Origin of the sequence: Flavonifractor sp. An112 (assembly GCF_002161085.1) — a bacterium.
GTDB lineage: Bacteria > Bacillota > Clostridia > Oscillospirales > Oscillospiraceae > Flavonifractor > Flavonifractor avicola.
Genome location: NZ_NFLU01000006.1, coordinates 152,044 through 176,838 on the forward strand (window position 1 = coordinate 152,044; position 24,795 = coordinate 176,838).

Consider the following 24,795-nt stretch of genomic DNA (forward strand, 5'->3'; position numbering starts at 1 on the left):
TATAATGGCCGCCCTCCTTTTTCAATTCCCACGGTTCTACAAAATTTTCTTCGCCCCCTTGCACTTACCAACAGGTTACCTCTATAATGTTAGATAAGCAATCAATCTCGACTGGGGGTATCTGTTGTGGCCGCGGGTTCCGGCATCAGGGGCTTTCCGGCGCTGTTCTGGCGCCGGTGGAAGGGGGCCTTTTCCACCATTTTGTTCTACGTGGTCCAGTTCCTGCTGGTAACCTGGATCTTCGGCAGCACCTACGCCATGGTGGTCTCCTGCTCCACCACCCTGTTTCAGCTCCGCCGGAAGGAGGCCAACCGGCTGGAGGACTACGCGGCCATGTGCCTCATGTCCCTGCTGCTGTGCCTGCTGGCCTTTGCCGCCGCCCTCAATGTGTGGCTGTGCGCCATCCTGAATTTCGCCGTACCCTTCTTCCTGGTGTTCTGGAAGTGCAGCCAGTTCACCCCCAAGGGCCACATGGGCTACGCCATGACCTTCGTCTTTCTGGAGCTGCGTCCACCCACGCTGGAGCAGCTGCCCATTCAGCTGGAGGCGGTGGGCTTCTGCTGCGTACTGCTGGTGATCGCTCTGCTCATCAACGCCAGGGTAACCCACATCACCAGTGACCCGGCGGGTCAGATTTCTGCCAGCCTGCTGCGGCTGGCCGACCTGCTGGACGGGCTGTCCAGCGGCGGCGACGACAAATCCGCCGGCAAGGAGCTCTACGACCTGGCCCGCAGTTTCCACCGAAAGGGCTATGACCGGCGGCACCTGCTCCACCTGCCTGACCGGCAGAAGCGGTGCTATCATCTGCTGGCTCTGCTGTTTCAGCGGGCCTCCTATCTGGTCACCGACGGTCCCTCCTGGCAGGACGCCAAAAACACCCCGGCCTTCCCCCATACCATGCACACCCTGGCGGAGGTGGTGCGGCAGCTGCAAAGCGCCTGGGAGCCCGCCGCCCGGCAGCGGCTGGCCGCCCGCATTCAGGCCCTGCTTGACAATACCGACCTGCCCCAGGGCCGTCTGCGCATCTTCTACCGCAGCGTACTCCACACCCTGCTGCTCCTGTGCCGGGAGTCCTTCCACGCCCAGCACGACCCCTTTTTCCGCAAGGTGCCCTGGCGGGCTGCCTGGAGCAGCCTGTGCCAGCGGTTCTCCCCCGCCCGGTTTGAGTTCCGCTTTGCTCTGCGTCTGGCGGTGGTTATGACCATCAGCACCACCGTCAGCTTCCTGTGGGAGTTTGAGCACACCTACTGGTTCCCCCTCCATGCCTTCCTGCTCCTCCAGCCCAGCTATGAGGAGAGCGCCCACCGTATGGTCACCCGCCCCGTGGGCACCGCCATCGGCTGTGTCATTGTCCATCTGGTGTATCCCTGGCTGCCCGGCCTACCAGGTATCTTTGTGTTCTCCCTCATTATGATCTCCCTGATGTACTGCTGTACCCCAGGCACCTGGGTCCATCCCATTTTCTCCACCTCCTTTGCTCTCACCATGGCCACTTTAACGGTACAGGAGACCGAAGCCATCGGCCTGCGGCTCATGTATCTGGGTATGGCAGTGGCGCTGGTGCTGGTGGTCAACACCTTCCTGCTGCCCAACCGGAAGGAACCCCAGTTCCGCCGGAACTTCCAGGAGCTCTACCGACTCCAGGCCTACTACTGGGAGGTCATCCGCCGCAGCCTCCGCCAACCGGTGGACCCCGCCCTGTTCAGCGAACTGCTCTCTCAGTTCCACATGGTCTATCATGAAGCTGCCCAGTACACCGACCATCAGGCCCCGGAGGAGGCCGAATACCACCGGAAACGGCTGGTGATCCTGTGGAATATGTTCTCCGAGCTGGAGCAGACAGAAGGTCTCATCCAGTCAGGGGCCGTCACGCCGGAGGAGCAGACCGCCCTGGACAGCGTGGCCGCCGCCCTTGGCGCCCGGATCTGTCCCCTCACCGATCTGAACGGCGTCCCGGTGGAGACGCTGCCCCAAGGGGAACTGTGCTATGTGGTCCGCCGTTATATGGAAAACGCCCAGACCCTGGCAAACGCATAACAACAGCCGCGCCGCAGAAACAATTTGCGGCGCGGCTGATTTTTTTGCGCCACGCAATGAAAAGGGCCCGCCAAATACTCTAATAGGCAGAAAGGGGGGCGCCACCCTTGACCGAACAGGAATTTGCGACCCGTACCGAGGCACTTAAGGCCAGACTGTACCGCACCGCCTATCTCTACCTGGGCAGCGAGGCCTATGCCCTGGATGCGGTGGACGAGGCTATCTATCTGGGGCTGCTGCATCATAAGCGGCTGCGCCAGCCGGAACACTTCAATACCTGGCTCACCCGCATTCTCATCAACGCCTGCAACGCCGAGCTCCGACGCCGCAAGCGGGAGCTGGCGGTGGAGGAGCTGCCCGAGACCGCAGCGGAGACCTATGACAATCTGCCGCTGAAGGAGGCCATCCGCCGCCTGCCTCGGGATTTGCGGGCAGTCATCATCCTGCGCTACTTCCAGGGTCTCACCCTGGCGGAGACAGCGGAGGCCCTGGAGATCCCAACCGGCACCGTCTCCACCCGGCAGCGCAAAGCCCTGTCCCTGCTGAAACTGGAATTAAGCGAGGAGGCTTGAACCATGGACCGTATGGAAGAATACCGCCTGCTCCTGGATGAGCTGGAGCAGACGCCCTCCGGGCTGGAGTCCGCCCTGCCCCGGGCCAGAGCCAGATACCGGCGGCGCCGGCTGAGCCGCTGGATCGCTGCCCCCGCCGGCAGTGTGGCCGCCATGTTTGCCGTCTTTGTGCTGCTGGTCAACCTGGTAACTCCCTTCGCCCTGGCCTGCTCCAACATCCCCATCCTGAAGGAGCTTACCGCCGCCGTGGCCTTTTCCCCCAGCCTGAAAGCCTCCATTGAGCACGAATATGTCCAGCGGGTGGCGCAGAGCCAGACCGACGGCGACGTGACCATGAAGGTGGAATATCTCATTGTGGACCAGAAGCAGGTCAATGTCTTCTTCTCCCTGAGCAGTGACCGCTATTCCCAGCTGGACGGCTCCGGGGATATCCGAATGGCCGACGGCCAGCAAGCCCATGCCAGCCTCTCCTTCTCCCAGACCCCCAGCGACCCGAAGGAGCTGCGGCATATCTCCATCGACTTCCAGGAGGAGGACGTACCCGATACCCTGATCCTGGACTACAAGGTGTGGGCGGCGGACGACACCGAAGCCGCTGTTCCATCGGAAGATTCCGGCCTGTGGGACGATCCACCCGGTGATCCCGATGCGGTGGCCATTTTCTCCTTCACCCTACAGTTCGACCCCAACTTTACCAGCCAGGGCAGTCAGATCACCCTGGACCAACCCTTTACCCTGGACGGCCAACAGCTGAAAGTAGTGGGGCTGGAGATCTACCCCACCCACGTCCGGGTGGACATCCAGGAGGACGAGGCCAACACCGTTCAAATCAACAGCCTGACCTGCTGGCTGGAGGACGACAAGGGCGTGCGCTATGACCGGCCTCAGGGGCTGATCGCCCACGGCGATGGCGGCACCCCCCGGGTCACCTCCTACCGCTTTGAGAGCAGCTATTTTGAGGATGCCCAGCACCTGACCCTTCACATCGAAGGAGCCATCTGGCAGGACAAGGAGGAACACTGGGTCACAGTGGATCTGACCACTGGCCGGACTGATCCTCTGCCCGACGGCATCACTCTGGCTCGAATTGAGGAAATAGACGGCATTCCAACCCTCACCTTCCGGGCCCCCACCCTGGCAGACGGCATGGTGTTCCGCCAGGTGGTAGGCCCCATCTACCGCGCTCCCGACGGAAGCGAGCACCACTTCAGTATGGCATCCCACACCATCGCCAGAGATGAGGACGGGACGGAGCTGGAGGGAGTCTTTGAGGAGTCCGTTCCCCTGAAAGATTATCCCTTTGACCAGGTGGAACTGGAGATCCTGGACTGTTATTCCGCCGCCCCGGAGTCCCCCATCGTGCTCCCATTGCGCTGAAGCGCCAAAAGGGGCTGTTGCAAAATGTGCAGCTCGTACAAAGACCCGTCATTCCGAGAAAAACGGCCGCCCACCGGGCGGCCGTTTTTCGTGGGAATCCGTCCCTTTTGCCGGGGAAACGGATTGCCACGCCAGTGTGCGCACTGGCTCGCAATGACAGGTTTGTGCAAAACAGCTATTTTGCAACAGGCCCCTTTGCGCGCTTACTGTTTCTCCAGCAGCTCCTCCAGCAGTTCCACCGCCTCATACACCATCCGGTCGCAGTGGCACTTGTGCTCTTCGCCCCGCTCCTCCGCCAGGCGCAGTAGAGTAGCACAGTCCAGGGCCTGATTGTGCTCCCGGAACCGGCGCATCAGGTCCAGGGCGGCGTTGCTGTCGGCCCCCGCCATACCCAGTGCCATCAGGGCCCCGGTCACCGCGCCGCAGGTGGCGCCGTGCTTCATGCCCGCTCCGAAGTGGGCGCCCAGCTGGTAGGCCGCCTCCTTGGTCAGTCCGCACTGGTCGGCAAAGGGCACCAGCACCGACTGGCAGCAGTTGAAGTGGATATCGGTTCGGGCCCGCAGGCCCTTGGTCTCTTCCATACGATCCATAAAACAGTTTCTGTCCTTTTCTCTTAGTTAAATACGTCCCCCTGCTCGGCAAAAAGACGTTTCACCCGCCCCAGCAGTCCGGCGTGCTCCGGCAGAGTCAGGCCGGGGTCGGAGCGGAGCAGTTCCTCGGCGGCAGTCTGTGCCTCCTTCAGCACCCGCATATCCCCCGCCAGATCGGCAATACCCAGCTGAGGCAAGCCGTGCTGCCGGGAGCCGAAAAAGTCGCCGGGGCCACGGAGGTGCAGATCCTCCTCCGCGATTTTAAACCCATCGTTGGTTTTTGACAAGACCCTCAGCCGCTCCCGGCTGTCCTGGCTGCGGGTGGAGGTCACCAGCACGCAGTAGGACTGGTGCTTGCCACGGCCCACCCGGCCCCGCAGCTGGTGGAGCTGGGAAAGGCCGAAGCGGTCGGCGTTCTCCACGATCATCAGGGCGGCGTTGGGCACGTCCACCCCCACCTCGATGACGGTTGTGGACACCAGCACATCCAGCTCCCCGGCGGCAAAAGCGGTCATAACCGCGTCCTTCTCCTTGCTCTTCATCTTGCCGTGGACCAGCCCCACCCGCAGGTCGGGAAAGACCTGGGTCTGGAGGGTCTGGGCATAGGTAACGGCGGCCTTCAGGTCAGCCGCCGGGCCGCCGGGACCCGGCTCCTCTCCGTCAGCCTCTCCTTCCTCTACAGCAGGGCAGACCATATAGACCTGACGGCCCTCTCCCACCAGCTTGCGGACAAAATTGTACATCCGCTGCCGCTTGTCCTCCCCCACCACATAGGTCTCCACCGGGGAACGACCGGGGGGCAATTCATCCACCACCGACACATCCAGATCGCCGTAGATGATGAGGGCCAGGGTGCGGGGAATGGGGGTGGCCGACATGACCAGCACATGGGGCGTGCCGTTAGCCTTGGCCGCCAGGGCTGCCCGCTGGCCTACGCCAAAGCGGTGCTGCTCGTCGGTGACCACCAGCCCCAGCTTTGCAAAGGTCACTCCCTCGCTCAAAAGAGCGTGGGTGCCGATGGCCAGATCCAGCTCGCCGCTCTCCAGGGCGGCATACACCGTCTTGCGGGCCTTACCCTTCACCGCGCCGGTGAGCAGCCCCACCCGCAACCCGGCCTGCTCCAGCAAAGGCGCCAGAGAGCGGTAGTGCTGCTCAGCCAGCAGCTCGGTGGGCGCCATCAGGGCACACTGATACCCGTTTTTCGCCGCCAGCCAGGCCCCGTAGGCCGCCAGCATGGTCTTACCCGAGCCCACGTCGCCCTGGACCAGCCGGTTCATGGGAGCGCCGGAGGTGAAATCGGCAGTCATCTCCCCAATCACCCGCCGCTGTGCCCCAGTGAGAGAGAAGGGGAGCAGATTCAGGAAGTCCTCCTCTGGGAACTGTTCAAAGGACAGCCCTGCCGCCTTGTCCCGGCGGATACGCAGCAGAGCCATGCCGCAGGTGAGATAGAACAGCTCCTCGAAAATGAGCCGCCGCCGGGCCACCGCCAGGGCATCCTCATCGGCTGGGAAGTGGACGTTGCGGACGGCAAACTCGGCCTCGGCCAGCTGGTGGGCCTGCCGCAGGTTGTGGGGCAGACTCTCCTCCACCTGAGCGGCACACTCCTCCACACATCGGAGAGTAAGCCCCGCCAGCAGGTTGTTGGACACCCCGTGGGTCAGGGAATATACCGGCAAAATGCGGCCGGTGAAGCGCACCTTGTCCACCCGCTCGCACACCGGGTTGGTCATCTGCCGCCGGGCGCCCTCCCCTTCCACCTTGCCGAAGCAGACGTAAGTTTCCCCCGTCCGCAGGGCATCCTTCAAATAGGCCTGGTTAAAAAAGGTGGCGGTGAGGCTGCCGGTGTCGTCCACCAGGCGCGCCTTCACCAGCTCCAGTCCCTTTCGGATACGGGAGAGTCGGGGCGGCTCGGCCACCATCAGAGTGAGGCATACCGGCACATCCGCCGGCGCCGAGGCAATGGAGGCACTCTTCCGCCGGTCCTCGTAGTCCCGGGGATAGTAGCCCAGCAGATCACCCACGGTAGTCAGCCCCAGACGGGCCAGAGCTTTGGCCCGCGCAGGACCCACCCCAGGCAGGGCCTCCACGCCGGTCTTTAGTGTCAGCGACATGATCTCACCTCTTTTGCATCGTTCTATACCATTTTTGCATAAAAAGTTTCCAGGCTTCCATTTTCGGAAGGGAAGATAGTGTGAAAGGAAACCATCAGGGTGTCCTTTCGCGTCCAGTCAAAACTTTTTAAAACTTCTCAGAAGTTTTAAAAAGGCACTCAGTTTGTCGAAACCGCTTTTCGACAAACTGAGTGTAGCATATTTCCTATTTCCCGGCAAGCGGCCGGGAAGATTCCTGTAGTTCCCGCCAAGATTTGCAATTTTAAAGAAAAATGATTGCAAATACTTTAGCGTATAAGATATAATGTTTCTACTGGTATAATATCATAGGGAATATGCCCGGAAAGGACCGGGCCCTCAGCCCCCGGCACGAAGGAGTGACCGGGGATTGCTTGCACAGTAAGAGATTTTTGTTAGAAAGGACGGACAGTATGGCGGAATGTAAGTTCAACAAAGTCCTGGTGGCAAACCGGGGCGAAATCGCCATCCGGGTATTCCGGGCCTGCTACGATCTGGGCCTGCACACGGTGGCCATGTATTCCAACGAGGACACCTTCGCCCTTTTCCGCACCAAGGCGGACGAGGCCTATCTCATCGGCGAGAACAAGTCCCCCCTGGGGGCCTATCTGGACATCCCCTCCATCATTGACCTGGCCAAGCGCCGCAACGTGGACGCCATCCACCCCGGCTACGGCTTCCTGAGTGAGAATGCCGACTTTGCCAAGGCCTGCGAGGATGCCGGCATCACCTTCATCGGCCCCTCCTCCAAGATTCTGGCTCAGATGGGCGACAAGCTGACGGCCAAGGCCATCGCCAAGGCCTGCAACGTGCCCACCATCCCCGGCTCCTCTGAACCCCTGAAAAGCGGAGAAGAGGCCCTGGAGAAGGCCATCTCCTACGGTTTCCCCATCATTCTGAAGGCAGCCGGCGGCGGTGGCGGCCGCGGTATGCGCCGCTGCGACAAGCCGGAGGAGGTCATCCCTGCCTTCAATCTGGTGAAGAGCGAGGCCAAGAAGGCCTTCGGCAACGAGGACATTTTCATTGAGAAGTACCTGGTGGAGCCCAAGCACATCGAGGTACAGATCCTGGGCGACAAGCACGGCAATGTGGTACACCTGGGTGAGCGCGACTGCTCCCTCCAGCGCCGCTATCAGAAGGTGGTGGAGTTCGCCCCCGCCTTCAGCGTGCCCGAAGCTACCCGCCAGAAGCTGTATGAGGATGCCGTCAAGGTGGCCAAGCACGTGGGCTATGTCTCCGCCGGCACCGTGGAGTTCCTGGTGGATAAGGAGGGCAACCACTACTTCATTGAGATGAACCCCCGTATCCAGGTGGAGCACACCGTCACCGAGATGGTCACCGGCGTAGACCTGGTGCGGGCCCAGATCCTCATTGCCGAGGGTCACCCCCTGTCTACTCCGGAGATCGGCATCCCCTCTCAGGATGCCGTCCATATGAACGGCTATGCCCTTCAGTGCCGGGTGACCACCGAGGACCCGGCCAACAACTTCGCCCCCGACACCGGCAAGATCACCGCCTACCGCTCCGGCGGCGGCTTCGGCGTCCGTCTGGACGGCGGCAACGCCTACACCGGCGCTGAGATCTCCCCCTATTACGACTCTCTGCTGGTCAAGGTCACCTCCTGGGACAACACCTTCGAGGGCGTGTGCCGCAAGGCCATGCGTGCCATCAGCGAGGAGCACGTCCGCGGCGTCAAAACCAACATCCCCTTCGTCACCAACATTCTGGCCCACCCCACCTTCCAGGCCGGCCAGTGCCACACCAAGTTTATCGACGAGACTCCCGAGCTCTTCGACATCGACACCGGACGGGACCGTGCCACCAAGATCCTCAAATATATCGCCCAGATCCAGGTGGACTCCCCCTCTGCCGAGCGTCCTCAGCATGACATTCCCCGTTTCCCGCCCTACGAGAACACCCCGCCCAAGTGTACCGGCCTGAAGCAGCTGCTGGACAGCAAGGGCCCCGAGGCTGTGCGGGACTGGGTGCTGGATCAGAAGAAGCTGCTCATCACCGACACCACCATGCGGGACGCCCATCAGTCCCTGCTGTCCACCCGGGTGCGTACCCGGGATATGCTGAAGGCCTCCGAGGGTACTGCCGAAATCCTCAACGACTGCTTCTCCCTGGAGATGTGGGGCGGCGCCACCTTCGACGTAGCCTACCGGTTCCTCCACGAGTCCCCCTGGGAGCGTTTGCGGCTGCTGCGGGAGAAGATCCCCAACATCCCCTTCCAGATGCTGCTGCGGGGTGCCAACGCTGTGGGTTACACCAACTACCCCGACAACCTGATCCGCGCCTTTATCAAGGAGGCCTGCATTGGCGGCATCGACGTGTTCCGTATCTTCGACTCCCTGAACTGGATTCCCGGTATGGAAGTGGCCATGGACGAGGTCCTCAAGCAGGGCAAGCTGTGCGAGGCCACCATCTGCTACACCGGCGACATCCTGGACCCCAAGCGGGACAAGTACACCCTGGAGTACTACGTCAACATGGCCAAGGAGCTGGAGAAGCGGGGGGCCCATCTGCTGTGCATCAAGGATATGTCCGGCCTGCTGAAGCCCTACGCCGCCAAGAAGCTGGTGTCCACCCTGAAGCAGGAGATCGGCCTGCCCATCCACCTGCACACTCACGACACCTCCGGCAACCAGGTGGCCGCCTATCTGATGGCCGCCGAGGCCGGCGTGGATATTGTGGACTGCGCCATCGACTCCATGTCCTCCATGACCAGCCAGCCCTCCATGAACGCGGTGGTGGCCGCCCTCCACGGCCAGGAGCGGGACACCGGCCTGGACAGCGACAAGCTGCAGAAGCTGTCCGACTACTGGGCCGACGTGCGCCTGCGCTACAGCAAGTTTGAGGCGGGCATCAAGAACCCCTCCACCGATATCTACCGCTACGAGATGCCTGGCGGCCAGTACACCAACCTGAAGAGCCAGGTGGAGAGCATTGGCCTGGGCCACCAGTTCGAGGCGGTCAAGGAGATGTACAAGACCGTCAACCATATGCTGGGCGACATCGTGAAGGTGACCCCCTCCTCCAAGATGGTGGGCGACCTGGCTATCTTCATGGTGCAGAACGATCTGACTCCCGAGAACATCGTGGAGCGGGGCGAGGCCCTCACCTTCCCCGACTCCGTGGTCAGCTACTTCAAGGGCATGATGGGTCAGCCCGCCTGGGGCTTCCCCGAGGATCTGCAGAAGGTGGTCCTCAAGGGCGAGAAGCCCATCACCTGCCGCCCCGGCGAGCTGCTGGAGCCCATCGACTTTGAGAAGGCCCGGGAGGAGGTCCGCAAGTTCTATCCCGACGCCTCCGACCACAATGTCATCTCCTGGTGCCTCTATCCCAAGGTGGTGGAGGACTTCTACCGTCACCGTCAGGAGTACGGCTATATCATGCGCATGGGCAGCCATGTGTTCTTCAACGGCATGGCCCTGGGCGAAACCAACAAGATCAACATCGAGGACGGCAAGACCCTGGTCATCAAGTATATGGGTCTGGGCGACCTGAACGAGGACGGCACCCGCAACGTGCAGTTCGAGCTCAATGGTATGCGCCGCGAGGTGGCCGTGCCCGACAAGAGCGCTACCGCGCAGGCCCGCAAGGTCAATCTGGCCGATCCCTCCGACAAGAGCCAGGTGGGCGCCTCTATCCCCGGCATGGTGTCCAAGGTAAACGTCAAGCCCGGCGACAAGGTGGAGGAGAACCAGGTCCTGGCCGTCATCGAGGCCATGAAGATGGAGACCTCCGTGGTGGCCCGCATGGCGGGTACCGTGGACGAGGTACTCATCAAGGAAGGCGGCTCTGTCAAGGCCGGCGAGCTGCTCATTACCATTAAGTAATTGCTTAAGAGGGCTGGTTTTCCAACCAGCCCTCTTTTCTACATTATCCATATCTGGAGGCTTATCCTATGGAAACCATTCTCCACCTGCTCCCCCTCACCCCGGAAGAGCAGGACCGCTTCCGTACCGCCGCTCCCAACGAGGAGCACCTCTTTCTCCCCACCAGTGACCGCCGGGGGGCGGCGGCCATCCCCCAGGACTGGCGGGAACGCACCACCATCCTCATGGGTTTCGTTCCCCCGGCAGATCTCAAAACCTTCCCCCGGCTGAAATGGGTCCAGAGCTGGAACGCTGGTGTGGACCCCTATCTGGCCCCGGGCGTGCTGCCCGAGGGGGTGCTCCTTACCTGCGCCGCCGGAGCCTACGGCCCCGCCGTCTCCGAGCATCTGCTGGCCATGCTGCTGGCTATCTACAAGCGGCTGCCCGCCTACCGGGACCAGCAAAACGACCACATCTGGGCCGATTTAGGCCATGTCCGCTCCCTGCGGGGGCAGACCGTTCTGGTGGGGGGTACCGGCGACATCGGCCGCCACTTCGCCCACCTGTGCCGGGCGCTGGGGGCCAAAACCGTCATGGGCCTCCACCGCTCCGACGCTCCCGTGGAGGACTTCGACCAGACTTTCCCCCTGTCCGCCATCGACTGCCTGCTTCCCCAGGCCGATGTGGTGGCCCTGGTCCTCCCCCATAACAGGGATACCGCCGGACTCATGGACCGTCGCCGTCTGCTGCTGATGAAGTCCGATGCCGTGCTTCTCAACGCCGGCCGGGGCTCTGCCATCGACTGTGCCGCCCTGGCGGAAGTCCTGTCCCAGGGGCATCTGCTGGGAGCCGGGCTGGACGTCACCGCCCCGGAACCCCTCCCTCCGGATCACCCTCTCTGGAGCGCTCCCCGGGCCCTCATCACCCCCCACACCGCCGGAGGCTACAACCATATGCAGGTCACCCTGGATCAGCTCCAGGCCCTGTTTTTGGACAATCTGGACCGCTTTTTGTCCGGCCGGCCCCTCCGCAGCCGCATGAAATAAAACCTCCGTTGACATACCTCGGGTTTCTAGGTATAATATGCCTAGAAACCCGAGGTATTGTTTTTGATCTGAAAGGAGGTTTCCCATGAAAGCGGATAAATCCCTGCTGTCCGGCAGCACCACCCTGCTGGTGCTCTCCCTCCTGTCCGGCGAGGACAAGTACGGCTACCAGATGATTGCCGAACTGGAGGCCAAGAGCGACCACACCTTCTCCATGAAGGAGGGCACCCTCTACCCCATTCTCCACACCCTGGAGAAGGAGGGGGCGGTCCAGTCCTACGAGAAGGAGGCCCCCACCGGCCGCACCCGCAAGTATTACCACATCACAAAAAAGGGCTTTCGGCTGCTGGATGAGAAGAAGAAGGAGTGGACCACCTTCTCCCAGGCGGTGAACGCGGTGCTGGCCGGGTCTGCCCCGGCCATGGCCTGATGGACGCCCCCGGCGGTTCCCGGCTCACCATAAACCAATTCTGCGGTCAGGTATGTTCCTTCGTCCGGTTCTCTCCCGACCACGACGCCATTTCCGCAGAGCTGACCGGCCACATGGAGGAGCACCGGGACACCCTGCTGGAGGCCTATCCCAACATGACCCTGCGGGACGCCGAGTCCAGAGCCGTCCGGGCCATGGGAGACCCGGAAGAACTGGGCCGCTGGCTGGATCAGATCCATCATCCCCTGTTGGGCTGGTTTCAGATCTGGTTCCGCCGGGTGGTGTGGACTCTGGCCATCCTCATCCTGCTCTTCGCCCTGCCCCAGGCAAAAGAGACGGTCACTAACCTGATCGCGCCCCCCAGTTACGACGGTGTGGGGATGGGCTATCTTCTGGAGCATTATGACGAGCACGACGTGGTGGCCGATTTCACCCCTGGGGCTGTTTGGCAGTATGAGGGCTACACCTTCTCCATCCAGCGGGCGGTTGTCACACACTCGGAGACCAGCGTATACCGTGACGAGGCCCTGCATCTGAGCTATCTGCTGAAGGTGACCCACTCCAACCCCTGGCAGCGGGGGCCGGAATTCCGGGAGTGGCTGTGGGCGGAGGACGATCTGGGCAACCGCTACCCCTCCAGAGGTGAGCAAGTGCTGTACCAGCTGCCCACCTCCGCCGGGGATTCCTCCGGCAATCCCACCGCCGTCTATCCCTTCGCCTCCTACTACGATCTGTGGGTAGGCGGTATCCATCCGGAGGCAACCTCCATCACCCTCCACTTTGATCGGTTCGGGGAGAACGCCATCTCTCTAACCCTGCCGCTGAAAGGAGGGGACTGATATGGCCAGACCCTCCGTCACCCCCGCCCAGCGGAAGCGCCGCATCCTCCGGGACGCCCTGCTGCTGGCAGTTGTCCTGGTGGTGCTGGTACTCCGGCTGGACTTTCCCATCCTCACCGCCGAACAGGCTCTGGAGGCTACCCAGGACCGCTATTTCTTCGGCCCCGGGGAGGTCATCACCACCCTGGACTATTCCCGGGAGGCCAACAAAGTCAAGATCGGCCAGTACGACCGCTACTACATTCTCCGCCACGGGGACTGGTACGCCTGGTGCGGCGTCAACCACTACGGCCTGTTCTGGCAGACCGGCGGCCTGGACGCTGTGGAGAACGATCCGGACCTGCCTCTGGTACCTCTGGTGGTCAGCGACTGGAACAGCGGAGCTGTGCTGGTGATCTCCAACGACCCAGAGATCACCCAGGTGGAGATCACGTTCCCCATTTCTGCTGAAACAAAGCAGGGCTACACCCTACTCTCCGCCAGCCAGACCGAGAGTACAGAGAACTGCTTCCTGATCCCCTATACATCAGGTCCCGGCTTCGTCTTTCCGGAGGACCTCCAGGTCAAGGGCTACGACGCCGCCGGAGCCCTGCTCTACCAGTCACCCAAACCGGAATCCTGGGCCACCCGTTATGAATTGAGGTGAGTGTATGGCCTCCAATCGCTGCGAGACATTTTGCAGGCAGGTATGCGCCTTTGTCCGCTTCTCTCCCGACCACGACGCCATCACCGCCGAACTCACCGCCCACCTGGAGGACCACCAGGACGCCCTGCTGGAACTTCACCCCGACCTGACCCCGGAGGCGGCCGAAGAGGCAGCCGTTCTGGCTATGGGTGACCCGGAGGAGCTGGGCCGGGCTCTGAATGAGAGCCACAGTCCCCTGCTGGGGTGGTTCCAGATCTGGTTTCAAGCGGTGGTGTGGCTCTTGTCGGCCATCATTATAATATTTTGCCTGTTCCACCTGCCCGGCACCTTGGAGAACCTGACCGGAAAGCCCGATTCTGTCAGCAGCGATCCCGCCCTATACTTTGAGCGGAATGTCCACCCAGACAATCTGGTGGCTCAGTATGAGACCAATGCTGTCTATCAGGACCCGCCCTATACCTACACCATAAAACAGGTCGGCATTGAAAACTACTCCGGCGCCCGCTATGTGGACTGTATCCTCCAGGTAACGCAATCCAATCCCTGGCTGCGCTGTCCCGCCTTTGGCTATGACTTGTGGGCGGAGGACGATGTGGGCAACCGCTATCCCTCTCCCCGGGAGCGGCAGGCTCTGGACGAAACCGTCTTTTCCAGAGTGCAGGTCAGCACCCCCATGGGTGATTTCCCCTTTGCCACTCACTACTGCCTCACCGTCACCAATGTGGACCCGGCAGCCACCCAGTTGACCTTCCGCTTCGACCGCTATGGAGAAGTCCGCCTCTCCCTCACCGTTCCGCTGAAGGGAGGCGAAGCAGATGGCTGAACGTCCCATCTCCCGGCGGGGCCGCAAATGGCGCCTCCTGCGGGACGCCGTGATCCTGCTGCTTACTCTGGTTTTCCTGGCTGTCACTCTGGATTTCCCCATGTTTACCGCCAGACAGGCCCTGCGGGCCACCCAGACCCGGTATTACTGGGAGGACGGCCAGGTGGTGGCCGATCTGGGGTCCGGTCCTCTCTATGACCGCCAGTACCTGCTGCGCATGGGAAACTGGTACGCCTGGTGCGGTCTGTCCCGGGAAGGGCTGCTCTGGGATTCCGGCACGCTTGTGTCCCTTTACCGGGACCCGGAACAGCCGCTGAGTGCCGTCACGCCCCACAATCTGGGGGTTGTTCTGGTGTTGGCCGGTGACCCGGACATTGTCCAGGTGGAGGTGGAATACCCGGTGTTGGTCTCTGAGTCGGACGCCGGCATGGTCTATGGCCTGAATACCCTCCGCCAGGGCCCGGCGGCAGATGGCTGCTTCTGGTTTCAGCTCACCGGAAACCTGCTCCCCGCCTATTATATGGACCGTATTCGCCTCCGTGGCTACGACGCCGACGGAAGGTTGATCTACCAGTCCCCTGAACCGGAATCCTGGACGACTCGTTATGAACTGAGGTGAGTGTATGTCCTCCAAAACCTTTGATAGTTTCTGCGATCAGGTGTGTGCATCTATCCGCTGGCCTCCCGCCCGGCATCTGGCCCGGGAGGAGCTGACCGCCCACCTGGAGGACCACGCCGCCGCGCTGGAGGAGAAAGGGATCTCTGCTGAGGAGGCCGCAGTCCAGGCCGTGGAGGCCATGGGAGACCCCCAGGAGATCGGCCGCCAGCTGGACCGCTGTCACAGTCCTCTGCTCCCCCGGCTGTCCAAAATCTTTGCCCTGTGCGCCTGCGCTCTCTTTCTCATCGGCTTCTGCGCCAGCGTTCTGCATCAGACTGGTTTCTTCCGCTATGAAACGGTGCTGCTGCCCACCCCCACCCTGCCCGGCTGGGACGATGGAGACCTGCTCTGCGAGGGAGATGCCCAGGGCGGCGGCCATGTGGGGGGCTATACCATCCAGGCCAAAGACGCCGCTCTGGTCCACCGCCCCAGCACCAAATTCCGCCCCTCCATGCTGGAAATCCAGGCCGCCGTCACCGTCTCCCACTGGCAGCCCTGGCTGGACCACCTGACCCCCTCCATCCCCGCCGTCTGGACCGACTCCGACGGCGCCTCCGGTACGGTCTCCTGTTGCCCCATGGCCTCCACCCTTCTGGCTCAAAACTGGTATCTGGTTCTGGAGGACCCCACCCCCGGCTGCAGCTGGTTCTCCGTCACTCTGGGCAGGCCCGGCGATCAATGCACCCTGGAAATCACGCTGGATGAGGAGGTGCCTCCGGCATGAAACACTTTCGCTATTACATCCTGCCCCGCCTCCTGCTGGTTCTGAGTATCATAGCCGCTCTGTTCTGTCTCTTCTTCCTGTGGCTTTCACTGGATGCCCCGCTCCCCTCCCCGGCCGCCATCTGCGCCCGGATAGATCGGGAAAACTACAGCTCCGGCGGCGAGATCGTGGCCTCCGGCCCCATCGATATGACGGAGGAAGGGATCATCATCAAAAGTGATTATACCGACCGGGACTGCTGGTGGTTCATACGCCGCAGCGGCGATCGCTTTCAGCTCCAGGTGCTGGAGCGGCTGGCCGGGTTCCTGTGGCGCCCATTGGACCGCGCTACCCGTGGCCGTTCCTATCAGCTCTCCCTCCAGGATCAGCCCATCGGATGTACCTTTGATGTCTTTCAGCTGACCTCCCTGGATGGCTTCTCTGGTATGGATGCCTCAAAGGTCATTCCCATCCTCCTCTGTGCGGACCCCGCTGTGGTGCGGGTGGAGGCCCAACTGGTTGCCCTGTCAGAGGAGGACTGGGCCAATCCACAGGCCGCCATCGCCCAGCGCGGAGTCTCCCCCACCTTCACCAAGGCGGGAGACGGAGTATGGGTAGGTCCCTCCCCCTATGTCCTGATCCCCTGGGCATCCCCCAAGAGCAGCGGCTATCTCGTGGCCTTCTGCCAGGGCTATGACGCCGACGGCAGTCTGGTCTGCTCCTATGATCCCACCAAAGACAGGGAATGAGGTGAATCCGCCTTGTGCCAGCCATTTGAACAATTCTGCGACCAGGTATGTTCTGTCATCCGACTGCCGCTGGCAAAACGTCTGGCCCGGGAAGAGCTGACCGCTCACCTGGAGGATCACGCCGCCGCACTGGAGGAACAGGGCATCGAACCTGAGGTAGCCGCCCGCCGGGCGGTGGAGGCCATGGGAGATCCCTATCAGATTGGCCATGAGCTGGACCGCTGCCACAGCCCCCTGTTTCCCGGCCTGACCGCCCTGTTCACCGTGCTGGGCATCATGCTCATTCTGGTCAGCACCGTGGCCAGCGGCCTGCACCAGACCGGCCTGTTCGCCCACAACTCTCTGCTTCCACCCTCCTGTACCCTTCCCGCTCAAGTCAATGAGACCCTGGTGGTCTCCGGCTCCGCCTCCGGCGGCGGAACGGTAGGCGGTTACACCATCTCCGCCCACGACGCAGCCCTGGTCCGCACACCGGACTACCCGAATTTCCCCTCCCGGCTGGAGGTCCAAGCCTCCCTCTCAGTCTCCCACTGGCAGCTGTGGCTGGACAATCTGGAACTGTACGAGGTACCGTATACCTGGATCGATTCCACCGGCGCCACCGGGGAGGCCTATTGCTTTACCTTATCTACCTCGCCTCTGGCCGCCAGCGGGTATCTCGCCATCGCCGATCCCACCCCCGGCGCCCAATGGTTCACCATCACCCTGGGCAAACCCGGCGACCAGATCATACTCCGCATTGAGCTGGAGGAGGAGGTGCCGTTTTCATGACCCATTTTCGCTACTATACCCTACCCCGCATCCGCTGGGCCTTGAGCATCCTGCTGCTGTGCCTGGGACTGCTCTCCGTCTGGGTAGCCCTGGATACTCCCCTCCCCTCCTCCGCCGCCGCGTGTGAGCGTCTGAACCGGGAACACTATGTGATAGATAACACCATCCTGGCCTCCGGCCCCATCCAATATCAGGAGATTCGGGGTGACTATGTACCAAAAAACACCTGGTGGTTTGTGGGCCGCCAGGGGGACACCGTGCAGTTTTATACCCTGGACCAGCTGGCCGGTTTCCTGTGGCGGCCTGCGGATACCCTTCCCTTTTGGCAGCTGGATCTCACCCAGCTGGAAGATCCCATTTATTGCAATCTGTTCGGCTCTTGGCCCGGTTTCGACCTTGCCTTTGAGGCCACCCCTGTGGTGATCTGCACCGATCCCAGGGTGGTGCGGGTAGAGGCCCAGCTGATTTCTCTGGGTGCCAGTGAACGGGCCGATCCCCAGGCCGCCATCGACAGCCACGGCGTCTCTCCCACCTTTACCCAGGTGGCTGACGGCGTGTGGGCCGCTCCCTCCACCCTGGCCCCCGGCCCATCCGATGACAGCGTTGCCATCTGGCTGGCCTGGTGCCAGGGCTATGACGCCGACGGTAATTTGATCTGCCAGGATTCCCCTACTTCCTGACCTGCTGGCAACTCTTCCAATGATTTACTTGCAGCCCTGTTGATGCTAACATTGCCTTGGGTGACCGGACCCTCTGTCCGGCCACACCGGGCAATATGGAACAGGAGGTCGGTCATTGTGAAGAAAAGCCAGTGGATGGGCCACGGGATGGCCCTGGTCTGCGTTGTGGTCTGGGGCTCCACCTTTATGGTGAGCAAGGGCCTGATGACCTTCCTCCAGCCCGTCCAGCTGATGCTGCTCCGCTTCATTCTGGCCTACCTGCTGCTGTGGGTCCTCCATCCCAAGTGGTATTTCCGCTGGCGGGAGGAGTGGCGTTTCCTCCTGTTGGCCCTGTTTTCCAACACCCTCTACTGTCTGGCGGAAACCAACGCCATCACCCTGACCCAGACCTCCAATGTGAGTATCCTGGTCTCCACCTCCCCCATCATGATGGCCCTGCTTCTGGCGGTCATCCGGAAGGAGGAGCATCTGAAGCGGGGCCAGATCACCGGCTACGCCGTGGCCTTCGTGGGCGTGGTGCTGGTGGTCCTCAACGGCATGACCGCCCTCCATCTGCGGCCTCTGGGAGACCTGCTGGCCCTGTCTGCCGCCGCCTCGTGGTCGGTCTACTGCCTGCTGCTGCGCCGGTGGTCCCCGCTGTACGACGGCCTACTTATCACCAGAAAGCTGATGTTCTACGGCATCCTGACGGTGCTTCCTCTGGTCCTGCTGGACGGTCATCCCATTCCCTTTGAATCGGTGTTCACCTGGGAAAATGGGCTGAAGCTGATGTATCTGGGCTTTGTGGGCAGCGCTCTATGCTACCTGTTCTGGAATAAGGCCACTCAGAAGATCAGCGTGCTGAAAGCCAGCCTGTACATCTACATGGTCCCCCTGGTTACCCTGGTGGTCAGCGCCGTGGCCCTCCATGAGACCATCACCGTCACCGGCGTGATCGGCATTTTCCTGGTGATTGCCGGCATGGTCCTGGGCACGCTTTAAACTACATAACCAACAAGAAGCACAGACGGTCAAACAGGCCGGTCTGTGCTTCTTCTGTTTGTTCTCCCCACCGGCTGTTACTCCACCATCTTCTCCAGTTCCTCCCAGGTGGGTCCCATAGCCTCGATCTCGCCCCAAGTGGAAAACTTCTGTTCCATCAGTGCCCAGGTGATATACCAGTACACATATTCTACATCCAAATGGGCGGGCAGAATGCTCTCAATGATCTCCCGCAATTCTTCAAACCCATCGGGGATTCCGGGTACATCAGGGAAGTAAACCTCTACCGTCCCCGCCTTTCCGGTCTCTCTGGCCTGGGCATTGATGCCGCAGCCTTTCAGATTGTCATTGATGGCCGCCAGAGTGAAGCTGTCTCCACCGATGCGGAGCAGGGCGGCCAAGGCCGCCCGCCGCATTTCCAGATCGGCGGTCACCGGCCGCCGGGTCAGCAGGCTCTCCACAGCCTCCAGCCCCCGGTCCTCCGCCGTGGAGAGCAGCATCTCCCGCTGGATCTCCTCCAGACCAGCTTCCACACCGTCCAGCGCCTGACCCTGGGCCTCCAGCTCCCCGCCGTTGGCAGTGCCCTCCAGTTCGTAGACCCGCAGGGGCCGCAGCAGGTCCTTCAAATATTCCGCGTAGCCGCTCATGCCGTCCCCTCCGTCCGGGTGACCGAGACACTATTCAGCTGGGGCAGCACATCGTGCTCCACCGTCACATCGGCGCCGGGGGCGGTAAGTGTGTAGTTTTCCACTCCGTCCACCTCATAGATCAGCTGGCCCAGCTTTGCCCGCAGGATGTTCTGGCCCAGTCGCTGTCCATTAAACCAGCTCCGAATGGCCTGCTCCACATTCTGCCGCACCGTCTCCCCGTCCCGGTTGGCCGCTGTCTGGATCTGAGCGGTCACATCCACATTCTGTACTTCCGGGGCACGCACCTGCACATCCACGGCGATCTCCCGCCGCTCCTCAAAATAGGCCTGCAATTCCTCCAGCAGTTCCTCATCGGGCACTCCGGCAGCGGTAGCCACCACCACATCCACCGAGCCTACCCCTCTGGGCCGGGATACCACCGCCGCAGCCGCCACCTGAGGAAAGGACATGGCGCTCTGCTCATAGTAGGCGGCGTTGGCGCCGTTGGGCATCCGTTGGAAGGTCTCCATCACTCTGGCCCGCAGGGTCTCGTCGTCCTCCTCGTCCAGGCCGCCGGAGAAGCCGTCCGGGTTGGTGCACCGGCCGATCCCCACCGGGGCCACCGCCATGGCCCGGATGGTACCCGCCGCCACATTGCCCGCCGTCCCGGGCTCCAGGGCTACCGCCGGGGCATCCACCTGGGTTTCACCAGCCTGGAGGGTAACCTCCTGGGTGGTCTCAAAGCGGATCAACCCCGCCGTCATACACACCGTCCCCGCCGGGATGGTCAGATCAGCCTGGGCGGCACTGTCCGTCTGGAAACGAATGGTCCCCTCCGCCGCCACAGCCTCACGGCGTTCCAGGCCCCGCAGCTGGGCGTGCTTGTCCAGATATTCCCCCTCCGCACTCTGGGGAAAGCACTGGCGGTTTACCCAGTCGGCCTGAATGTACAGGGCGTAGATCTGGGCAGCCACGGCGTACAGCCGCACCGCCATATCTCCGTCTCCGGCCAGAGCAATCCCCGTCTCTTTCTCAAAGATGGCCGTCATCTCTCCATAGATCTCGTCAATGGATCTCACCAAATCCCTCCCGTCTCAACCGACAGCTTCAGCTCCTCCCCCTGCCAGGTCAGCGCCACCTCCATGGTGCCGTCCTCCTTCAGGCTCACGGCAGTCACCGTCAGGTCAGGCTCGTCCTCCAGGGCCTGGGCCACATATTGCTGGGCCAGATTCTGCCGCTGGGCGGGCTTGCAGCGGCCCAGCTGGTAGAGCTGGCTGCCCAGGTTGGGCAGGAAGGGGAAGCTGCCCCGGGGAATGGACAGCTTCCACAGCACCCGCTGGAGCAGCTCCTGGCTGCCCTCCGCCCGCCGGTAGCCGCCCCCCTCGTCGGGCACATAGTCGCCGTCCCTTACCATCAGTTCCATCTGCTCACTCCCTTGTCATGACCTCCTTGCCGTTGACCAGCAGTTTGCCGGTCACGGACACCGTGCCGTCCATGCCCAGGCGAATGGAGGTGCCTCCGCTGTAGAGCAGCACTTCCCCCTCCGCCACGCCGTATTCCTCGGCACATCGCACCCCCGCCACGCAGGGAGCCTCGCCGTCGGCGCCGGTCTTGAGGACCAGCACCTGGTCACCCCGGGCTGGCCGCCATACATAGCCGCCGGGGGCAAATACCGGCAGGTCACGCCGCTCGCCGTCCAGGCATACCCCTGCCGGGTCGCCCCCCAGGGTAACGGTGCCCACCTGAGAACCTCCATCTTTTCTTCTACGCCGCTGCTGCTGTGCCAGCCACATCTTGTCTCCCTCCTACTTCAATGCCGCCGGGTCCCCCAGCACCAGCCGGGTGTAGGTTCCCTTTTCGTCCATTCCGCTCACCATTTCCGCTACCCGCCAGGTGCCCCGGCCTACCGGCTTGTTCAGGTGGACCTCCACCAGCTCCCCCGGCCAGGCCACAAAGGTCCCGGGCAATTCCAGCTCCAGCTGCCGCAGTTCCTCCGCCGACCGCTCCAGCTGGTAGTTGCCGGAATATCGCATGGTCTGATAGCTGCTCTTCCCCGGCATGGTGAGTACCCTCCGGCACCGGCCGCCCCGCCGGGCGAAGTCCTGGTTCTCCACTGTCTGCACCGCCCCGGTGGTTCTGTCCCGCACCAGGATCTGGGACAGAACGCCGTACCGCTGATCCCGCAGGGTAAGTGCGGTCACCCCCGTGTCCTCGGACAGCACCAGCTTCTCCCCTGTCTCCCAAGGGGTGACCACCAGCCGCCCCAGCCGGTCAAACCGGGGGGTAATCCCGCCGTAATATCGGCAGAACTCATAGACCACCTGCCACTCGCTGCTTCCCACCGCCACGGAAAAGCCGGGCACGGCGGTGAGTTTGGCCCCCGGCGCCGCCTCCAGCCCGTAGGGCGTCACATGGTCCCGCAGGATGTCCTGCCAGGTGGCCACCTGGTAGTCCATACCCAGAGCCTCGTTGTCCAGCAGCCGGGCCGCCATACCTCGACCAGATATGGTCAAAAAACCGCCCTGTTCATCCCAACCCCGCTCGCACTCGTCCACCAGGCCGGTGAATACCCGCTGACCTCCATCGTCGGCGGTAAAGCTGACTGCCTCCGCCAGCAGATCCTCCTCCGGCTCCCACAGGCAGCGCACCTCGAAGCTGTCGCAGGGGGTGCCCAGCCCATACTGAAACTTCCATTCCGTTACCTGGGGCAGAGCAATCTGACTTCCGTCCCAGCAATGCAGTACGGCCTCCATCACGCCACCCGCACTTTCTGCCCCGGGTAGATCAGGTTGGGATTTTTGATCTGGGGATTGAGGGCGATAAGGTCTGTCAGACTCACTCCATACCGCCGGGCAATCCCCCACATGGTGTCCCCCCGTACCACGGTGTACCACTGCTCTCCGGTGGAACCAGTCTGGGCGGTCCCTCCCGTCGTTCCGCCAGAGGCGGTGGTCACTCGGGTACCTGTGCTGTGCCCACCGAACTCCTCCCAGAAGGTAAAAGTGTACTTCACATAGTCCGCTCTGGGCTCCTGACTGAGGGAGAGCTCCACAAAGTAGGCGTTGGCCGTCTGCCACACCGGGTGGACCAGGATACCCGGCCCCTCGTTGTAAAAGACGGTGGCCAGCTTCTTGAATTCGTCGTAGGCCCCCTCCCCCACAAACTCTCCTTCTCCTCGCATGATGCGGTAGGAGGGGCCCAGATCCTGCAGGGCATAGTGGCCGAAGGGCACCTCTCTGGATCCCACCTTCCGCTTGAAGGAGATGGAATACACCCTGGGATTGTGGGGCCATACATAGTTTTTATAGCGCATTGCCGCCAGTCTCACAGCAGTTGAAACCCCCCGTCAAATCTTCGTGCGTCCCGCCGCACCAGCCGGTCCAGCCGCCGCAGCCCATCCTGACCGCCGTTCTGTTCTCTGCCCGGCGGCTCCAATGTCACCACTTGGGTCTGCCGCTCCGCCGCCGGAAGGCCCGCCAGGCTGATCCGTACCGCCTGATCCAGCTCCCGGACAGCCTCCGTCCAGGTCCGGTCAGTCTCCGGCCCGCCATTCGTCCGGCGCTCCCCGGCCTGATCCAGTACGTCTAACCCCGCCGCCCACCGGCGGATATCTCCGACGGTGACAGTTCCGGAACCGCCCGCCGTCAGAGCCAAGCCGCCCCAGTCTCTGCCCTCCAGACCGGACAGGACAGCCTCTTCCGTGTTCTCTCCGCTCTGTCCGGCCTTTTCTTCTTCCACAGCGGGGAGGGGGACCCGCACCGGGCCGGTCTCCCAGACCCCATTCCTTTCCTCCCGCTCCAGCTGCTGCTCCAGCAGCTGTCCAATATAGTCGATCATGCCTGCTCCCCCCGCATCAGCCGTTCAAACCGCTCCTGATCGAAGGAGGCGTTCTGTCCACCCACGGTGGCCCCCGCCGGCTGTCCGCACACCGGGCAGCACACCTCCTCCGCCTTCTGCCGGCAGGAGGGGCACAGCTGCTCCAGTACTTCCTCCCGGTCCAGCATCAGGTTGAGGGCGCACCACAGGTAGTCTCTGGCCTTCATTTTTTGAGCCCGCTCCTCCGTGGGAAGGGCCCCAAAGGTCTTGAGCACACGCCAGCGAAGGCGCTCATAAGGCGTATGCTCCAGGCTTTTTTTAGGGCCCGGGCCTCCTCCCCATCCTCGGGGGAGGGGTTTTCCGCCCGGTCCAGCTTATCCCACAGTCGGGCCAACTGGGCTACCTCCCGGGCGCTGAGGTGCTCCAGCACCGCCCGACCTGAGGAGAACAGGGGCTTGCCGTTCTCCTCCAGGGCCCGGGCCAGCAGGCAGGCGTTGGCGCACAGGGCCCGCTCTCCTTCGCCCTGGGCCAGTTCCTCCCCCTCCCGGCGTGCCTCCAGCACCTCCAGGGCGGAGAGCAGCCGCAGCTGGGTGCCGTCCTCCAGGGTCAGCCTGTCCCTCCGGCTCAGCAGCGATTCCATCCCTGTTTCACTCCTCATACCGCCGTCTCGATCCGCTTGGCCGCCACCACCGTGATCTTTTCCACTACCATAGCCCCCAGAGCGCCGGTCTCGCCGATGGCGCTCCACTGGCAGCCGGAGTAGATAATCTTCCGGTCTGGCTTGCAGATCACCAGGCTGAAATCTTCCAGGTCGTGGAAGTTGATGCCATCCCGGATGGCCTCATCGGTGGCGTACAGCCGGGTCAGTTCCAGCACATGGGTGCGCTGTCCGGGGATGGTAGCCACCGGCTCTTCCTCGCCGAAGGCCTCCACGCTCTGGCTGGAGCGGGTGGTTTTGGCGGTGTAGCTCTGGACCACCGCCACCTTCTTCCCGTCGATCTCCAGATAGATGTCGCTGCTGGTGGGAAAACCTGAAATCTTCATGCTCTTCCCTCCTTATACCGTGATGTGGGCGGTGAGCCAGATCTGGTTGAGGCCGTGGGCCACCGTAAAGGTGAAGTCCACCAGACAGACGGTGGGATTTTCCGTGTCCGCCTCCACCGTCACCTGATCGTAGCCGGTGATAATCTCCCTGGCCAGCTTGTTCTCCAGCTCCAGCACCACCTGGGAGCGGATGGCCCCCCGTGTCTGCTCCGTGTTCTTGGTCCTGCGTAACTTGGCCCGCAGGGAGTTGCGAATGGTGGGGATCACGTCATCCACAATGCGGATGGTAGTCAGTTCCCGCCAGGTAGCGTCCTCCGCCTCTCCAGTCTTGGTGCGGGTGGTGACACCCCGCACCACACTGACCACGCCGCTCACGTTCTCCAGGGGAGTGACGCCGCCCCGCACCAAGACTGGAGAGGCGGAGGACGCTACCTGGCGGGAACTGACTACCATC

Annotated in this window: 28 protein-coding genes; 15 read left to right on the forward strand and 13 right to left on the reverse strand. The window is 62.4% G+C overall.

From position 1 onward, the window contains the following. Window positions 1-126: 126 nt before the first annotated feature. From B5E56_RS07415 to B5E56_RS07425, 3 genes are all read left to right on the forward strand, one after another. Complete coding sequence (locus B5E56_RS07415) at window positions 127-2,037, forward strand: FUSC family protein (RefSeq protein WP_087389219.1); 1,911 nt, start codon at window positions 127-129, stop codon at window positions 2,035-2,037. Window positions 2,038-2,144: 107 nt separating this feature from the next. After that, window positions 2,145-2,609, forward strand: a complete 465-nt coding sequence (locus B5E56_RS07420) for a sigma-70 family RNA polymerase sigma factor (protein ID WP_087269443.1) — start codon at window positions 2,145-2,147, stop codon at window positions 2,607-2,609. 3 nt (window positions 2,610-2,612) lie between these two features. After that, window positions 2,613-3,986: a DUF4179 domain-containing protein gene (locus tag B5E56_RS07425; RefSeq protein ID WP_087389220.1), complete on the forward strand. Its 1,374-nt coding sequence runs from the start codon at window positions 2,613-2,615 to the stop codon at window positions 3,984-3,986. Window positions 3,987-4,189: 203 nt separating this feature from the next. On the opposite strand, the gene B5E56_RS07430 is transcribed toward B5E56_RS07425, so the two are convergent. Together B5E56_RS07430 and recG are read right to left on the reverse strand one after the other, a co-directional pair. Next, window positions 4,190-4,576: a C-GCAxxG-C-C family protein gene (locus B5E56_RS07430; protein WP_087389221.1), complete on the reverse strand. Its 387-nt coding sequence runs from the start codon at window positions 4,574-4,576 to the stop codon at window positions 4,190-4,192. 23 nt (window positions 4,577-4,599) lie between these two features. Further along, window positions 4,600-6,687 carry an ATP-dependent DNA helicase RecG gene (recG, locus tag B5E56_RS07435; protein WP_087389222.1) on the reverse strand — a complete coding sequence of 696 codons (2,088 nt, stop codon included), beginning with the start codon at window positions 6,685-6,687 and terminating at the stop codon, window positions 4,600-4,602. Between the two features lie 431 nt (window positions 6,688-7,118). On the opposite strand from recG, the gene B5E56_RS07440 reads away from it, so the two are divergent. From B5E56_RS07440 to B5E56_RS07495, 12 genes are all read left to right on the forward strand, one after another. Continuing rightward, window positions 7,119-10,547 (forward strand): pyruvate carboxylase, encoded by a 3,429-nt coding sequence (locus B5E56_RS07440; RefSeq protein ID WP_087389223.1) that lies wholly within the window; start codon window positions 7,119-7,121, stop codon window positions 10,545-10,547. Between the two features lie 68 nt (window positions 10,548-10,615). Continuing rightward, window positions 10,616-11,572 (forward strand): D-2-hydroxyacid dehydrogenase, encoded by a 957-nt coding sequence (locus B5E56_RS07445; protein WP_087389224.1) that lies wholly within the window; start codon window positions 10,616-10,618, stop codon window positions 11,570-11,572. A gap of 85 nt (window positions 11,573-11,657) precedes the next feature. Continuing rightward, entirely contained in the window at window positions 11,658-12,002 is a 345-nt protein-coding gene (locus B5E56_RS07450; RefSeq protein WP_087188088.1) for a PadR family transcriptional regulator, read from the forward strand. Then, complete coding sequence (locus tag B5E56_RS07455; protein ID WP_242958827.1) at window positions 11,939-12,841, forward strand: hypothetical protein; 903 nt, start codon at window positions 11,939-11,941, stop codon at window positions 12,839-12,841. Before B5E56_RS07450 ends, B5E56_RS07455 begins: the two co-directional genes overlap by 64 nt. A gap of 1 nt (window position 12,842) precedes the next feature. Beyond that, complete coding sequence (locus tag B5E56_RS07460) at window positions 12,843-13,487, forward strand: DUF5044 domain-containing protein (RefSeq protein WP_087389226.1); 645 nt, start codon at window positions 12,843-12,845, stop codon at window positions 13,485-13,487. Window positions 13,488-13,491: 4 nt separating this feature from the next. Next, complete coding sequence (locus B5E56_RS07465) at window positions 13,492-14,310, forward strand: permease prefix domain 1-containing protein (protein ID WP_087389227.1); 819 nt, start codon at window positions 13,492-13,494, stop codon at window positions 14,308-14,310. Next, the gene (locus tag B5E56_RS07470) at window positions 14,303-14,929 is read left to right on the forward strand and encodes a DUF5044 domain-containing protein (RefSeq protein ID WP_087389228.1); all 627 of its coding nucleotides are present in this window, start codon (window positions 14,303-14,305) and stop codon (window positions 14,927-14,929) included. The genes B5E56_RS07465 and B5E56_RS07470 overlap by 8 nt, the downstream gene beginning before the upstream one ends. Window positions 14,930-14,933: 4 nt before the next feature. Continuing rightward, window positions 14,934-15,692 carry a permease prefix domain 1-containing protein gene (locus tag B5E56_RS07475; RefSeq protein ID WP_087188081.1) on the forward strand — a complete coding sequence of 253 codons (759 nt, stop codon included), beginning with the start codon at window positions 14,934-14,936 and terminating at the stop codon, window positions 15,690-15,692. Beyond that, window positions 15,689-16,420 carry a hypothetical protein gene (locus B5E56_RS07480; RefSeq protein WP_087389229.1) on the forward strand — a complete coding sequence of 244 codons (732 nt, stop codon included), beginning with the start codon at window positions 15,689-15,691 and terminating at the stop codon, window positions 16,418-16,420. The genes B5E56_RS07475 and B5E56_RS07480 overlap by 4 nt, the downstream gene beginning before the upstream one ends. A 12-nt stretch (window positions 16,421-16,432) precedes the next feature. Beyond that, window positions 16,433-17,191, forward strand: a complete 759-nt coding sequence (locus B5E56_RS07485; RefSeq protein WP_087389230.1) for a permease prefix domain 1-containing protein — start codon at window positions 16,433-16,435, stop codon at window positions 17,189-17,191. Beyond that, complete coding sequence (locus B5E56_RS07490) at window positions 17,188-17,871, forward strand: hypothetical protein (protein ID WP_087389231.1); 684 nt, start codon at window positions 17,188-17,190, stop codon at window positions 17,869-17,871. Before B5E56_RS07485 ends, B5E56_RS07490 begins: the two co-directional genes overlap by 4 nt. A 117-nt stretch (window positions 17,872-17,988) precedes the next feature. Beyond that, a complete protein-coding gene (locus B5E56_RS07495) occupies window positions 17,989-18,852 on the forward strand; it encodes a DMT family transporter (RefSeq protein ID WP_158094664.1) in 864 nt (287 codons plus the stop codon). 77 nt (window positions 18,853-18,929) lie between these two features. Here the strand turns inward: B5E56_RS07495 and B5E56_RS07500 are convergent, their stop codons facing one another. The 11 genes from B5E56_RS07500 to B5E56_RS07550 form a co-directional block, all read right to left on the reverse strand. Next, window positions 18,930-19,499, reverse strand: a complete 570-nt coding sequence (locus B5E56_RS07500; RefSeq protein ID WP_087389232.1) for a DUF2313 domain-containing protein — start codon at window positions 19,497-19,499, stop codon at window positions 18,930-18,932. Then, a complete protein-coding gene (locus tag B5E56_RS07505) occupies window positions 19,496-20,560 on the reverse strand; it encodes a baseplate J/gp47 family protein (protein ID WP_242958829.1) in 1,065 nt (354 codons plus the stop codon). The genes B5E56_RS07500 and B5E56_RS07505 overlap by 4 nt, the downstream gene beginning before the upstream one ends. Next, window positions 20,557-20,904 carry a hypothetical protein gene (locus B5E56_RS07510; protein WP_087188075.1) on the reverse strand — a complete coding sequence of 116 codons (348 nt, stop codon included), beginning with the start codon at window positions 20,902-20,904 and terminating at the stop codon, window positions 20,557-20,559. Before B5E56_RS07510 ends, B5E56_RS07505 begins: the two co-directional genes overlap by 4 nt. A gap of 4 nt (window positions 20,905-20,908) precedes the next feature. Beyond that, complete coding sequence (locus B5E56_RS07515) at window positions 20,909-21,274, reverse strand: hypothetical protein (protein WP_087389233.1); 366 nt, start codon at window positions 21,272-21,274, stop codon at window positions 20,909-20,911. Between the two features lie 12 nt (window positions 21,275-21,286). Further along, the gene (locus B5E56_RS07520; protein ID WP_087389234.1) at window positions 21,287-22,234 is read right to left on the reverse strand and encodes a hypothetical protein; all 948 of its coding nucleotides are present in this window, start codon (window positions 22,232-22,234) and stop codon (window positions 21,287-21,289) included. Continuing rightward, window positions 22,234-22,809 (reverse strand): SafA/ExsA family spore coat assembly protein, encoded by a 576-nt coding sequence (gene safA / locus B5E56_RS07525; protein WP_343214238.1) that lies wholly within the window; start codon window positions 22,807-22,809, stop codon window positions 22,234-22,236. The genes B5E56_RS07520 and safA overlap by 1 nt, the downstream gene beginning before the upstream one ends. After that, on the reverse strand, window positions 22,806-23,318 hold the full coding sequence (locus tag B5E56_RS07530; protein WP_087389236.1) for a hypothetical protein: 513 nt from the start codon (window positions 23,316-23,318) through the stop codon (window positions 22,806-22,808). The genes safA and B5E56_RS07530 overlap by 4 nt, the downstream gene beginning before the upstream one ends. Next, window positions 23,315-23,524 (reverse strand): molybdopterin oxidoreductase, encoded by a 210-nt coding sequence (locus B5E56_RS07535; RefSeq protein WP_087389237.1) that lies wholly within the window; start codon window positions 23,522-23,524, stop codon window positions 23,315-23,317. The genes B5E56_RS07530 and B5E56_RS07535 overlap by 4 nt, the downstream gene beginning before the upstream one ends. After that, window positions 23,521-23,937 (reverse strand): hypothetical protein, encoded by a 417-nt coding sequence (locus B5E56_RS07540; RefSeq protein WP_242958831.1) that lies wholly within the window; start codon window positions 23,935-23,937, stop codon window positions 23,521-23,523. The genes B5E56_RS07535 and B5E56_RS07540 overlap by 4 nt, the downstream gene beginning before the upstream one ends. 14 nt (window positions 23,938-23,951) lie before the next feature. Then, complete coding sequence (locus B5E56_RS07545) at window positions 23,952-24,341, reverse strand: hypothetical protein (RefSeq protein ID WP_087188069.1); 390 nt, start codon at window positions 24,339-24,341, stop codon at window positions 23,952-23,954. A 12-nt stretch (window positions 24,342-24,353) separates the two neighbouring features. After that, the coding region (locus tag B5E56_RS07550) for a phage tail sheath C-terminal domain-containing protein (protein WP_275532718.1) at window positions 24,354-24,795 on the reverse strand (442 nt) is incomplete at its 5' end.

Bases quoted from the DNA above. Each gene is read 5' to 3' on its own strand.
- B5E56_RS07510 (WP_087188075.1), bottom strand. From the start codon at position 20,904: ATGGAACTGATGGTAAGGGACGGCGACTATGTGCCCGACGAGGGGGGC.
- B5E56_RS07545 (WP_087188069.1), bottom strand. From the start codon at position 24,341: ATGAAGATTTCAGGTTTTCCCACCAGCAGCGACATCTATCTGGAGATC.
- recG (WP_087389222.1), bottom strand. From the start codon at position 6,687: ATGTCGCTGACACTAAAGACCGGCGTGGAGGCCCTGCCTGGGGTGGGT.
- B5E56_RS07465 (WP_087389227.1), top strand. From the start codon at position 13,492: ATGGCCTCCAATCGCTGCGAGACATTTTGCAGGCAGGTATGCGCCTTT.
- B5E56_RS07450 (WP_087188088.1), top strand. From the start codon at position 11,658: ATGAAAGCGGATAAATCCCTGCTGTCCGGCAGCACCACCCTGCTGGTG.
- B5E56_RS07430 (WP_087389221.1), bottom strand. From the start codon at position 4,576: ATGGATCGTATGGAAGAGACCAAGGGCCTGCGGGCCCGAACCGATATC.
- B5E56_RS07480 (WP_087389229.1), top strand. From the start codon at position 15,689: ATGAAACACTTTCGCTATTACATCCTGCCCCGCCTCCTGCTGGTTCTG.
- B5E56_RS07520 (WP_087389234.1), bottom strand. From the start codon at position 22,234: ATGGAGGCCGTACTGCATTGCTGGGACGGAAGTCAGATTGCTCTGCCC.
- B5E56_RS07490 (WP_087389231.1), top strand. From the start codon at position 17,188: ATGACCCATTTTCGCTACTATACCCTACCCCGCATCCGCTGGGCCTTG.
- B5E56_RS07475 (WP_087188081.1), top strand. From the start codon at position 14,934: ATGTCCTCCAAAACCTTTGATAGTTTCTGCGATCAGGTGTGTGCATCT.
- B5E56_RS07440 (WP_087389223.1), top strand. From the start codon at position 7,119: ATGGCGGAATGTAAGTTCAACAAAGTCCTGGTGGCAAACCGGGGCGAA.
- B5E56_RS07460 (WP_087389226.1), top strand. From the start codon at position 12,843: ATGGCCAGACCCTCCGTCACCCCCGCCCAGCGGAAGCGCCGCATCCTC.
- B5E56_RS07470 (WP_087389228.1), top strand. From the start codon at position 14,303: ATGGCTGAACGTCCCATCTCCCGGCGGGGCCGCAAATGGCGCCTCCTG.
- B5E56_RS07425 (WP_087389220.1), top strand. From the start codon at position 2,613: ATGGACCGTATGGAAGAATACCGCCTGCTCCTGGATGAGCTGGAGCAG.
- B5E56_RS07500 (WP_087389232.1), bottom strand. From the start codon at position 19,499: ATGAGCGGCTACGCGGAATATTTGAAGGACCTGCTGCGGCCCCTGCGG.
- B5E56_RS07535 (WP_087389237.1), bottom strand. From the start codon at position 23,524: ATGAAGGCCAGAGACTACCTGTGGTGCGCCCTCAACCTGATGCTGGAC.
- B5E56_RS07445 (WP_087389224.1), top strand. From the start codon at position 10,616: ATGGAAACCATTCTCCACCTGCTCCCCCTCACCCCGGAAGAGCAGGAC.
- B5E56_RS07540 (WP_242958831.1), bottom strand. From the start codon at position 23,937: ATGGAATCGCTGCTGAGCCGGAGGGACAGGCTGACCCTGGAGGACGGC.
- B5E56_RS07530 (WP_087389236.1), bottom strand. From the start codon at position 23,318: ATGATCGACTATATTGGACAGCTGCTGGAGCAGCAGCTGGAGCGGGAG.
- B5E56_RS07515 (WP_087389233.1), bottom strand. From the start codon at position 21,274: ATGTGGCTGGCACAGCAGCAGCGGCGTAGAAGAAAAGATGGAGGTTCT.